The 10,811-nt window shown below is 45.5% G+C and carries 12 protein-coding genes and 1 pseudogene; 6 read left to right on the forward strand and 7 right to left on the reverse strand.

Features of this window, described 5'->3' with window-relative positions:
* Positions 1-21 precede the first annotated feature (21 nt).
* The 4 genes and pseudogenes from K3G25_RS13675 to K3G25_RS13690 all read left to right on the forward strand — a co-directional run bounded on the left by K3G25_RS13675 (position 22) and on the right by K3G25_RS13690 (position 3,609).
* Positions 22-1,803, forward strand: a complete 1,782-nt coding sequence (locus tag K3G25_RS13675; protein WP_232489354.1) for a M3 family oligoendopeptidase — start codon at positions 22-24, stop codon at positions 1,801-1,803.
* A gap of 118 nt (positions 1,804-1,921) precedes the next feature.
* The gene (locus K3G25_RS13680) at positions 1,922-2,359 is read left to right on the forward strand and encodes a YusW family protein (RefSeq protein WP_095270529.1); all 438 of its coding nucleotides are present in this window, start codon (positions 1,922-1,924) and stop codon (positions 2,357-2,359) included.
* Between the two features lie 155 nt (positions 2,360-2,514).
* Positions 2,515-3,339: an ABC transporter ATP-binding protein gene (locus K3G25_RS13685; protein ID WP_014418835.1), complete on the forward strand. Its 825-nt coding sequence runs from the start codon at positions 2,515-2,517 to the stop codon at positions 3,337-3,339.
* 2 nt (positions 3,340-3,341) lie between these two features.
* Positions 3,342-3,609, forward strand: a pseudogene (locus K3G25_RS13690) (YusU family protein).
* Between the two features lie 188 nt (positions 3,610-3,797).
* On the opposite strand, the gene K3G25_RS13695 reads toward K3G25_RS13690, so the two are convergent.
* Together K3G25_RS13695 and K3G25_RS13700 are read right to left on the reverse strand one after the other, a co-directional pair.
* The gene (locus K3G25_RS13695; RefSeq protein WP_021494008.1) at positions 3,798-4,838 is read right to left on the reverse strand and encodes a ketopantoate reductase family protein; all 1,041 of its coding nucleotides are present in this window, start codon (positions 4,836-4,838) and stop codon (positions 3,798-3,800) included.
* Positions 4,839-4,851: 13 nt separating this feature from the next.
* Complete coding sequence (locus K3G25_RS13700; RefSeq protein ID WP_029973597.1) at positions 4,852-5,598, reverse strand: acetoacetate decarboxylase; 747 nt, start codon at positions 5,596-5,598, stop codon at positions 4,852-4,854.
* A gap of 121 nt (positions 5,599-5,719) precedes the next feature.
* Between K3G25_RS13700 and K3G25_RS13705 the strand changes: the two genes are divergently transcribed.
* Positions 5,720-6,607 (forward strand): LysR family transcriptional regulator, encoded by an 888-nt coding sequence (locus tag K3G25_RS13705; RefSeq protein ID WP_014418832.1) that lies wholly within the window; start codon positions 5,720-5,722, stop codon positions 6,605-6,607.
* Between the two features lie 112 nt (positions 6,608-6,719).
* Here the strand turns inward: K3G25_RS13705 and K3G25_RS13710 are convergent, their stop codons facing one another.
* The 4 genes from K3G25_RS13710 to K3G25_RS13725 all read right to left on the reverse strand — a co-directional run bounded on the left by K3G25_RS13710 (position 6,720) and on the right by K3G25_RS13725 (position 9,537).
* Complete coding sequence (locus tag K3G25_RS13710) at positions 6,720-8,315, reverse strand: MDR family MFS transporter (RefSeq protein ID WP_007410079.1); 1,596 nt, start codon at positions 8,313-8,315, stop codon at positions 6,720-6,722.
* A gap of 20 nt (positions 8,316-8,335) precedes the next feature.
* Positions 8,336-8,797 (reverse strand): MarR family winged helix-turn-helix transcriptional regulator, encoded by a 462-nt coding sequence (locus tag K3G25_RS13715; protein ID WP_003151828.1) that lies wholly within the window; start codon positions 8,795-8,797, stop codon positions 8,336-8,338.
* Between the two features lie 138 nt (positions 8,798-8,935).
* Positions 8,936-9,268, reverse strand: coding sequence for a spore coat protein (locus tag K3G25_RS13720; RefSeq protein ID WP_017418957.1), 333 nt, complete (start codon positions 9,266-9,268; stop codon positions 8,936-8,938).
* Between the two features lie 11 nt (positions 9,269-9,279).
* On the reverse strand, positions 9,280-9,537 hold the full coding sequence (locus K3G25_RS13725) for a hypothetical protein (protein ID WP_015418171.1): 258 nt from the start codon (positions 9,535-9,537) through the stop codon (positions 9,280-9,282).
* An 89-nt stretch (positions 9,538-9,626) separates the two neighbouring features.
* Between K3G25_RS13725 and K3G25_RS13730 the strand changes: the two genes are divergently transcribed.
* Positions 9,627-10,535 (forward strand): proline dehydrogenase family protein, encoded by a 909-nt coding sequence (locus K3G25_RS13730; RefSeq protein WP_021494006.1) that lies wholly within the window; start codon positions 9,627-9,629, stop codon positions 10,533-10,535.
* Between the two features lie 29 nt (positions 10,536-10,564).
* On the opposite strand, the gene K3G25_RS13735 is transcribed toward K3G25_RS13730, so the two are convergent.
* Positions 10,565-10,705, reverse strand: a complete 141-nt coding sequence (locus K3G25_RS13735) for a YuzL family protein (RefSeq protein ID WP_003151836.1) — start codon at positions 10,703-10,705, stop codon at positions 10,565-10,567.
* Between the last annotated feature and the right edge of the window lie 106 nt (positions 10,706-10,811).

The following is a 10,811-nucleotide window of genomic DNA, read 5'->3' on the forward strand; positions in this document are numbered from 1 at the left end:
ATAGAAAGGGGTAAAGAAAAGATGGCATTAAAGGGATTGAAGGAAACATGGGATTTAAACTCCATTTTTGAGGGCGGGAGCCGGTCGGAAGAGTTTCAGCAATACATACAAGAGCTCAAAAAGCATCTAAGCGCTTTTCAACATGCGGTTGAAGCGTTTACAGTTCCGGCGCATGCGGATGAAAGCCGGGAGCTGATAAATCTGATTGATAGGTTTGAACGGTCAGCGATCATGATCAGGCAGGCGGGAGCGTTCGTCGGCTGTCTTCAGGCTCAGAACACTCAAGATCAGAAAGCGAATGAATGGAGGGCGCGGATTAATCAGCTGAGCAGTGATTTTAAATCCGCTCTGGTCACCCTTGACGATACACTTGCCCGGATTGACGAGCGGGTCTGGGAGGAGCTGCTGCAAAAACCGGAACTTCAGGATCTCACATATGTTTTAAATGAGAGAAGAGACCGTGTCAAAGAGAAGCTCAGCGCTTCAGAAGAAAGGCTGATTGAAGGCCTGGCCGTTGATGGCTATCACGCATGGGGCGACCTGTATAATGCGGCTGTCGGCAGAATGAAGATTCCGTTTGAGGATAAAGAGCTGTCGGTCGGCCAAGCGGAAAATATGATGGCACACCCGGACCGCCGCATCAGACATCAAGTGTTCAAAGAGCTTAATGAAGCCTGGAAAGGAGAAGAGGAGCTTTTCGGCAGCACGCTGAACCATCTGGCCGGCTTCCGCACGGAAATCTATAAAGCGCGGGGCTGGAAAAGCGCTTTGGAAGAGCCGCTTGCGATCAACCGGATGAAAAAAGAAACGCTGGATGTCATGTGGCAGGTCATTACCGATCATAAAAAACCTCTTGCCGAATACCTGAATCGAAAGGCATCTCTTTTAGGGCTTGAGCGGCTGAACTGGTATGATGTGGACGCGCCGATCGGCGAGGCTCCGAAAGAATACACATTTGATGAAGCGGCCAATCTGATCGTCAGCCAATTTTCGACGTTTGGCAAAAAGCTGTCCGCATTTACGGAAAAAGCGTTCCGCGATCGGTGGATAGAAGCGGAAGACCGCAGCGGCAAACGGGTCGGCGGTTTCTGCACCAGCTTTCCCGACAGCGGGGAATCCCGGATTTTTATGACGTTTTCCGGAAGCGCTTCGAATGTATCGACGCTGGCGCATGAGCTCGGTCACGCGTTCCATCAGGAGGCCATGCTTCAAGTGCGGCAGCTGAACAGAGCCTACGCCATGAATGTTGCTGAAACAGCCTCGACCTTTGCGGAAATGATCGTCGCCGACGCCGCTTTGAAACAAGCGGAGACAAAGGATGAAAAGCTGTTCTTGCTTGAGGATAAAATTCAAAGAAGCGTTGCCATGTTTATGAATATTCATGCGAGATTTTTATTTGAAACGCGTTTTTATGAAGAGCGCAAGCAGGGCGTCGTTCCGGCTGAGAAACTGAATGAACTGATGGAAGCGGCGCAGAAAGAAGCATTTTGCGATTCATTAGGGGAATACCACCCTCATTTCTGGGCGTCAAAACTGCATTTTCATATTACGGGAGTGCCGTTTTACAACTTTCCGTATACGTTCGGTTACTTATTTTCGCTTGGAATATATGCAAGAGCTCTTCGGGAAAAAGCGGATTTTGAAGAAAAATATATCGCGCTTTTGTGTGACACGGCTTCGATGACCGTTGAGGATTTGGCGATGAAGCACCTTGGAGCGGATCTGACGGAACGGTCGTTTTGGGAAGACGCGGTCCGCCTTGCCGTACAGGATGTGCAGGAATTTTTAGAGCTGACTGAATGATAATCTGGAGATGAACCGGCCGGAGTGTTACCGCTCCGGTTCTTTTTTGTTCCATGAATGACAGCCGCCTCCCTTGGAAATACCTAAAAACGATCGGAATGGAATGGGAGTGAATCGCATGAAATGGTTCAGGACGGCGGGCGTTTTATGTCTTACGCTGATGCTGATTGCCGGCTGCCGATTGAATGAAGAAAAACGGGAAGCGGAACAAGACAGCACACCCGTGTCATCCGCGAAGCCGGTTCCTTACAGCAGCTTTGCCCTGCGCGTCAGCTACGGAGCCGGAGAGCATAACCGCTATGAAGGTTTGTATGAGAGAAAAAGCGGTCATGAAAAGGCGGACATCCGGGACAAGCTCTCAGGGGTTCACAGAGAGGGCGAGGAAGCGCTTGATGAAATGAAGATGATCCTCGGAGAACTTGTTGTAAACAGCCGGATGCAGGAAAGCGAGGTCGTCCGGCAGGTGCTCTCGGCTTTTAATTTGGACAGCCGCTATGACCATTTTTATCTGAAACTGAAAAAGAACGACGGAGAAATGACAGAAATAAAAAAATAACCGCCGTCCGCTGCTTTTTTGCCCAAAACTAATTGATAATGATATTCAGAGTCATTAATTTCTGTTACAATATAATCATGATCTCACGTTGAATGTTTAGGCAATTTGTTTATATACATAGTGTTGGGAAACTCAAAAAAGGAGCGGTTAGCGGTATGAGTGCAATTTCTACAGAGACGCTGAGCTTAGGGTACGGAGAAACTGTTATCATTGACGAATTGGATGTCGCGATTCCAAAAGGCGAAATAACTGTATTGATCGGAAGCAACGGCTGCGGAAAATCGACGCTTTTACGTTCATTGGCCCGGCTGATGAAACCGAGGGGCGGTTCTGTGCTTTTAGAAGGAAAAGCCATCGCTAAGCTTCCGACGAAGGAAGTGGCAAGAGAGCTCGCTATTTTGCCGCAGAGTCCGTCAGCTCCCGAAGGCCTGACGGTGCATCAGCTTGTGAAGCAGGGAAGATACCCTTATCAAAGCTGGCTGAAGCAATGGTCCAAAGAGGACGAAGACGCAGTGGCAAACGCGCTTAAAGCGACGAAGCTTGAGGAAATGGCCGACCGTCCGGTGGATTCCTTGTCAGGCGGACAGCGCCAGCGCGCATGGATTGCGATGACACTCGCTCAGGATACGGATATCATTCTGCTTGACGAGCCGACAACCTATCTCGACATGACGCATCAAATTGAAATTCTTGATTTGCTGTTTGAATTAAATGAAAAAGAAAAACGCACAATCGTCATGGTGCTGCACGACCTCAATCTGGCATGCCGTTATGCCCATTATCTGGTCGCCATTAAAGATAAACAGATTTACGCAGAGGGCCGTCCCGAAGAAGTCATCACTTGCGAGCTTGTACAGCAGGTCTTTGCGATGAACTGCCAGGTAACGCAAGACCCGCTGTTCGGCACGCCGCTTTGCATTCCGCACGGACGCGGCAGATGTATCGTGCAGGAAGCGGCCCTCACCGCCCGATTGTCATAATCATGAAAAAGGGAAGGGAACGGTATGGAAGAGAAACTGCAGCAGCAGCTGGACGGCCTGCTTGAAAAATACACGGAACTATTGCTTGGCGAAACAAACCCGGATGTAAAGGAAGAAGTCAGGCAGTGGATTTTGTATACACATATCGCAAAAAGCATGCCTCCGCTCGTCAAACATTGGAATCAATCCTACCCGGACGCCAAAGAGGGCATCAAAGCTGCGATACAGCACATTAAACAGCTCAATGAAGCACACAGAAAAAAACAATAAAAAAGCTTTCGGCATCAAAGAGAGGTGCCGGAAGCTTTTTTTTCTGAAAAGGAATCAATAAAGGCGCCGTTCAATTCATAGCGAAGAACTTTAATGTAACGCACCCGTTTGTTAACGTATATTTCTTCCGCTTGCTGAACCAAGAAAAAAGGACCGCCGCAGCAATCCCTTTCTCTCTTTCCTATATATCACATTTCCTTTCGGATACGTAATAACTCTTCAAATGCTTTTATATTTGTATCAAAATTGGGCACTGTTTGAGATTCCTCGGCACATTTGACTTGTGCTACAACCAAATCATGAAAAGGTGTTGAAATGCCAGTACCTTCTGCCATTTTGGGAATAACTCCATTAATATAATCAATTTCAGTTTTGCGTTTTTTCTCAAGATCCTGGAGCATACTTGCTCTTAGCAGCCTAGATGGTTCCATGGCTGCCCTAAATGTTTGGATACGTTCAGGAATATCATTTTCGCTTCTTAATTCCAAAGATTCTATATCAAGGCCGCCCATTTTCGCAAATTTGACACCATTGGCGTGTCCAACCTTAATCGTCTCATCTGCGATATGAACTGCACTAACAATGCCGATTTCATGGTCAAGAATGTCTCCGTATTCTCCGTTTAATGCTGCTGATAAACCACTGAATGCATTATTGATAAGTAATTTTGACCACTTCGTTCCAACTAAATTATCGGAAATATGTGTTCCGCCGATAAGGTCTAAAACCGATTTAATACGCTGGATTCTTTCTGTTGTTTCACCATGTAATTCTCCAATTTGAAAAGCGTACTCTTTAAATTGAGTATACTCAGTTGTAAGTCTGGATACGCCCGGTTCAATAAACGTAGCACCAAATTCAACAGAACCTGCAATAACACGTTCATCACCAACGATCGAAGCGACTTTCTGTTCAGGTATACCGTTTTGCAAGGAACATACTACACTGTCATCCTTTAAAAAAGGCAGTAACTCCTTAAGAATGGAGTCATTATATAATTGTTTCGTCAGAAGTAATATGAAATCATACTTGCCCGACTTGTTTTCAGGGGTAATGGCTTTCACCTTTGCTTGAAATTCCGTTGTACCAACTACTTTAGCACCTATTTGATTTAAAGTATCTACATGTTCTTTGTATGAATCAATCAATTCGACATCCATTCCGCCAGCAGACAGATATGCTCCAACAATGGTTCCTAAAGAACCTGCTCCTAAAACTGCAATTCTCATTGTAAACGTCTCCTTATTTTTCCTCTAAGTAGTTATAAACCGGCTGTGCTGCATTTAAGGTTAAATCCGTAATAATATGAGATGCTGAAACAACTTCTAGTACAGGCAAATCTGCAAGCGGTGCCAGAGCATGTTCAAATAATTGAAGCCGCGCCGGTCCAGTCCAGGCACCTTTAACTTCTATATTCGTTATTTGCGTTCGCACCAAATCACAAACCCTTAAATCACCATTGTAATCAGTAGCAATCTTCACCATAAAATTAGGTCGGCAAATTTCCCTTTTCGCTTTTTCCTTGTCCATTTCGAAATGTTTATATCCCATAGTCGCAGCTGCCACACGAAGACTGCCATAATCTAATGTGCCAACAAGAGTATCAGAGTCTATATACAGCTTAGGGGCACCCAATTTCTTTGGATATGCAGTAAGTTCCCGTCCGCTTGCAATAGCCGGGAAATTGTCTACATACATAGAATGAACATAATCTCCTTCTTCACCATTAAAGCTGACAGGGATGATTTGTCCCGCCTCTGTATAGGCACCAAGTCCGGAAACATCGGGCATCCACATCACTTCGAATTTCACTAAAGGTTCAGTAATTTCAAGAGGTTCCGGCACTGCCGCACGTAAAGCTTTTTCATCCGTTCGGTAAATAATATTAAGATATTCCCGGTTAACAAATTTATAGGTTGGCACGGGGTAAGCAGGTGATGTTAAAGGTGTGTTTAAATTTTTCACAATGTTATTCACATCAATTTTCATAGTAGGAAACCCCTTTCCTTTTATTTAACTGCGTTATTATCTTACATCCATATTTACATTTAATCTAATACATAATAAGGTATATATATATTTATTGAAATAAATAAGGGGGTGCAGACAGATGGAATTGCTGCAGCTAAAATACTTTCAGACAGTTGCCTATACTGAACATATTTCTAAAGCAGCAGAACAATTAAAGATTGCCCAGCCTTCTTTAAGTCTCACTATAAAAAGACTTGAGAATGAACTGGGAACAACCTTGTTTGAGAGAAAAGGCAGAAATATTAAGCTGAGTTCAGCAGGGAAAATTCTTTTAAAACATGTAAACAGGATTTTTACTGAGATTGAAAATGCACAAACGGAAATTCAATTGGAGGAACATCAAATGTCTGACACCATCAGAATATCTATTTCCAATCCAAGATTCCTTGCAGGACTGATGAGTGAATATATCAACCGCTCCCCTCAATCAAAAATTCTCCAAGCAATCGGAGTTAAAAGCGAGATCATAACAAGTTTAAAAAAAGGGGACATTGATTTAGGAATAACAGGTCATCCGATTCAAGATGAAGAGATAGAGAGTTGTGTGCTGGTAAATGAAGATATTGTTCTGGCTTTGCCCTCAAACCACCGATTTACGGGTAAAACAGAAATTTCTTTACGTCTTGCCGCCGATGAACCATTTATTACCCTTGCTAATAATGAAGAGTACAGCGGTTTTACAGCCTCGCTTTGTGAGAAAGCCGGTTTCACCCCAAATATTGCATTTGAGGCAGATTCTCATTTACTGGTCGAGATTATAAAGCTGGATCAAGGTGTTGCGTTGCTTCCTATTTCAGTTTGCAGAACATTGGGGCTGAATTTTATAAAAGTGACTGATCACTCTGCTTCATATCCAGTCGGCTTATCTTGGTTAAGACATAAGCTGTTATCTTCTTCGATAAGAAATTTTCGTGACTTTATTATGTCGTACTATAAAGATAACTATGAAATGTTTAAGGTTTATTAAAGGGTTTCATCATTATTTTTTTGAATTTTTCCCCCAATTCCAATGAGGCGGAAGACTGGCCATTCCCAGATGATATAAAAAAATCCCGCGGCATCCGCGGGATTTTTCTTTGTTAAACGGCTTTCGCCTTTTCTTCTTGTTTGCCTGTCTTTTTGTTTGTCAGTTTAATTGATTTAACAAACAGCGTGAGGATCAATCCGGCAGCGATAAAGGCCAGGCCTGTGAAAAACACGCTGTGAAGCGAATCCATCAGTGACGTTTTCAAAACCGGCACGATATGGGAAGAAAATGCGGCCGGGATCTGCTTAATCGATTCCTGGCTGAACAAGGATTGAAGCAGCCCTTCAGGATTCTTGTCAATCATACCTTTAAACTGGGCGGCAAAGGCACTTGCCTGTTTCGGGAGTGAGTCTAAGTAAGGCACCAGTCTGTCGGTTAAAAGGCTTCCTGATCTGGCATTCATGACAGCGCCGAGCACCGTAATGCCGAACGTTCCCCCGATCATCCGGAAAAATTGGCTTGAAGAGGTCACAACACCCAGCTCTTCTTTTGAAAACGTTTCTTGCAGAGCGAGTGTGAGAAGCGGCATGACGAGCCCCATTCCCAGACCGATCACGGCCATATAGCACGTCGCCGCGAGCTTGCTTGTATCCAGCTGCAATGTCGTTAATAAGAAGAAGCCGACGGCCATGATCAGCATGCCGATCATGATTTGCGGTTTAATACCGATCTTATAAACCAGCTGGCCTCCGATAATACTTGTGATAATCATAGATACCATCATCGGCGTCATAATCGTGCCGGACGCGGTGGCGCTGACTCCGATAATTCCCTGCATAAAGAAAGGAACGAACGTAACGGCGCCGAACATGCCGATACTCATGAAAAAGCCGATCAGATTCAGTACGGTAAACGTTCTGTTTTTAAACAGGTACATCGGCAGAATCGGCTCTTTTGCTTTGATTTCAGCGAAAATGAATCCGACAATCCCGGCAAGCGCAAGCGCAAAGAGACCGAGAATCTGCCAAGAGCCCCATGCGTAATCCTTTCCTCCGAAGCTGAGTGCGAGGAGAAGGCTGACGATTCCGACGATCATTGTAAAAATGCCGGCGATGTCAAAGTTAATCGGCCCGGTCTGTTTTCTGCCTTGAAGTCCTCTTGCGATAAAGATGACGGCTAAAATTCCGACAGGCAGGTTGATATAGAAAACCCATTTCCAATTTAATGAGTCAACAATCCAGCCCCCGATTTGCGGGCCGATCACGGAAGCAAGCCCGTAAATCGCCCCGAAAAGCCCTTGGAACTTGGCACGCTGTTTTCCTGTGAACAAATCCCCGATGACGATCATAGCCATCGGCATCATGACACCGCCGCCGATTCCCTGAAGTCCGCGGAAAATAATCAGTTCCGTCATGTTGCTTGCCATACCGCACAGTGCGGAGGCTCCCATAAAAATCAATAAACCTGACACATAGACGACGCGGCGTCCCAATAAATCTGCAAGTTTCCCCGCAATCGGAACGATCGTCGTCGAAGTTAAAAGATATGCCGTGGTCAGCCACGTCATCATGCTTAATCCCCCGAGGTCACCCACGATTTTAGGAATCGCCGTTCCTACGATGGTGCCGTCAAGGGCTGAGAAAAACATGGCGATGATTAAGCCGGTTATTAATAATGTGCGTTTTGGATCTTTCTTTTCAATGCTCATGTTTCGGCAGCTCCTCTATTCTATTCGTTTTCTTTTTGATCAGCCGCGTATTTCTCGGCGGCTTCCGCTACTTTGCGGATGATGTTCACGGACTGAATCAGTTCATCGTCAGTCAGAACGGACAGGTTTCGCGCCAGTATCGCTTTCCGTCCTTCCACAACATCTTCGAATTTTGTTTCGCCTTTTTTGGTGAGGCTGATGTCGATGACGCGTCTGTCCTGCTGGTTATGTTTGCGGACGATAAGTCCTTTTTGCTCGAGGCGGTCGGCCATCAGCGTCACTGCGCTCGGTTTTACCTCCATGCGTTCCGCAATTTCGGAAACTTTGCAGCTCCCGTGTTTTTTCAGGCTGGCTAAAACAAATAATTGGGCAGGCGTCACCTCGTGTTTTGCCATGCTTTCCACCATTTCAGGCTGTATGTTTTGCAGCAGCGTCTGAAGAGATTTCTGGATGTCAGACACATATTGATCCGCGTTTTTCATAACTCCTCCTCATCTTGTTCCTTGAGAAAATAATTAACATTAGTTAAATATAAATAAGGATTAATGATAAGTCAATCTTTTTGTGCAAAAATAAAAAAAGGATTGATGCTTGTCGAAAACATCAAATCCTTCTTCGTTTTACTGCTGATAGGGAGACTGCTGCTGAATGGTCTGCCGGAACTTCTCATACGATTGCTGAAGCTTTTGGGTATCGGCTGCTTCAATGGAATACCAGCCATTTTGAAACATCACATCGTATAATCTTCTTTGCGCTTTTTGTGACTCATCGAAAATCGCCTGAATATCTTGATAAAGAGACTCGTGGCTGAACTCGTGCAGGGCTGTGCAATATGAAGCCGTGATGTATTTTTCCGTCGTCAGCAGCTCATTCACCAAGTCTCTGTCATTCATTTGCGCCGTATTGGGCACGGGCGTTTGCGGATTTGTGATTTTTTGATTTTGCTGTTCCATGTATTGTCCTCCTATTGCATATAGCCTGTTGTTGTCTGTCCGCCTTGATCGGGGTTCAAGCGGCCCAATATGTGCTGATAATGCTTCTGATGCATCCGGCCGATCTGATCAAGCTCTTGTTTTAACGTCTGATTCTGGCAGTGTTCCGCCATAAAATGCGCTTTTTTCATGGCAAGCAGATTCCAGTTCAGCATGTCCTCAAGATACAAATGGTCTTTCGTTGAGATGACGGCAGGCGGCAAGTTTCCGTGCTGCTCTTGGTTGTTCATATAAACGCCTCCTTCAATTCTGTTCTTTTTAGCTTTCTCTGCGATCAGGATTTCATACACGAATAAAAGAAAAAGGAGGGAGTTCATCCTTGCTGCGGAACATATGTTTATTTTTGTCGAAAAATAAAATGCTTACAAAATTCGCCCAGGCTTACGGAATCCGCTTCGGCGCGGGAAGGTTCGTTGCAGGGGAAACACTCACAGAAGCTGTGAAAACGGTAAAGCGGCTGAACCAAAAAGGGCTGTCGGCTTCGATTGATTATCTAGGTGAATATGCGGGTTCAGAGAAGGATGCGAAAAGGACGGCGGAAGAATGTAAAAAAGCAATCAGGGCGATTGCCGAGAATCAACTGGATTGTGAGCTGTCTCTGAAATTAACATCCATCGGTCTGGATATTTCCGAGAAGCTCGCGGAACAGCATGTCAGAGACATATTGACGGAGGCAAAAGAACGCTGCGTGCCTGTAACGATTGATATGGAGGACTATTCAAGATGCGGCCGTACACTCGAGCTGTATAAGCGGTGCAAGCCGGATTTCCCGATGCTCGGCACCGTCATTCAGGCTTATTTGTACCGGGCAGCTGAAGACATCAGCGGTCTGATGCCATACAAGCCGCGGCTCAGGCTTGTAAAAGGCGCTTATAAAGAATCGGCGGCCGTTGCATTCCCTGATAAAAAAGCAACCGATCTTCATTTTCAGCAGCTGATTAAGCTGCAGCTTTTGAGCGGCCATGAAACGGCGGTGGCGACTCATGACGATGACATCATTTCTTATACGAAAACACTCATAAGCGAACATCAAATTCCCCGGGAGCAGTTTGAATTCCAAATGCTGTACGGCATCAGAACGGAGCGCCAGAAGGAGCTTGCCGAAGAAGGATACAGGATGAGGGTGTATGTCCCGTACGGAACCGATTGGTACGGGTACCTGATGAGAAGAATCGCCGAGCGCCCGGCAAACGCGGCGTTTGTGCTGAAAGGGATCTTCAAAAAATAACGGCTGCTCCAAAAAGCAGCCGCAGCATGTTATTCCATGTTGTCTTTTTTATATTGCTGATTTTGGCTCGTCCGTTTGCCGCCGCCGTATTTTTGCTTCGGTCCCGCATTTCCTTTCATGCTGGCCGCGCTCACTGCGGCAGAAGACGGATCTTTTCTCCCTCGCACCATTCCCTTCACCTCCGGGTTTAAGTTTCCCGCCCGCGCCATGGAACATGCGGAAGCCGAAAAATTTAAAAAAATTCCATATTTGCTATTGAAGTCATCCTGAAAATCT

Source organism: Bacillus sp. FCW2 (assembly GCF_021228595.1).
In the GTDB taxonomy this organism is placed as follows: domain Bacteria; phylum Bacillota; class Bacilli; order Bacillales; family Bacillaceae; genus Bacillus; species Bacillus velezensis.

Excerpts from the sequence above, each read along its gene's own strand:
- K3G25_RS13675 (WP_232489354.1), top strand. The coding sequence starts at position 22 with ATGGCATTAAAGGGATTGAAGGAAACATGGGATTTAAACTCCATTTTT.
- K3G25_RS13680 (WP_095270529.1), top strand. The coding sequence starts at position 1,922 with ATGAAATGGTTCAGGACGGCGGGCGTTTTATGTCTTACGCTGATGCTG.
- K3G25_RS13685 (WP_014418835.1), top strand. The coding sequence starts at position 2,515 with ATGAGTGCAATTTCTACAGAGACGCTGAGCTTAGGGTACGGAGAAACT.
- K3G25_RS13695 (WP_021494008.1), bottom strand. The coding sequence starts at position 4,838 with ATGAGAATTGCAGTTTTAGGAGCAGGTTCTTTAGGAACCATTGTTGGA.
- K3G25_RS13700 (WP_029973597.1), bottom strand. The coding sequence starts at position 5,598 with ATGAAAATTGATGTGAATAACATTGTGAAAAATTTAAACACACCTTTA.
- K3G25_RS13705 (WP_014418832.1), top strand. The coding sequence starts at position 5,720 with ATGGAATTGCTGCAGCTAAAATACTTTCAGACAGTTGCCTATACTGAA.
- K3G25_RS13710 (WP_007410079.1), bottom strand. The coding sequence starts at position 8,315 with ATGAGCATTGAAAAGAAAGATCCAAAACGCACATTATTAATAACCGGC.
- K3G25_RS13715 (WP_003151828.1), bottom strand. The coding sequence starts at position 8,797 with ATGAAAAACGCGGATCAATATGTGTCTGACATCCAGAAATCTCTTCAG.
- K3G25_RS13720 (WP_017418957.1), bottom strand. The coding sequence starts at position 9,268 with ATGGAACAGCAAAATCAAAAAATCACAAATCCGCAAACGCCCGTGCCC.
- K3G25_RS13725 (WP_015418171.1), bottom strand. The coding sequence starts at position 9,537 with ATGAACAACCAAGAGCAGCACGGAAACTTGCCGCCTGCCGTCATCTCA.
- K3G25_RS13735 (WP_003151836.1), bottom strand. The coding sequence starts at position 10,705 with ATGGTGCGAGGGAGAAAAGATCCGTCTTCTGCCGCAGTGAGCGCGGCC.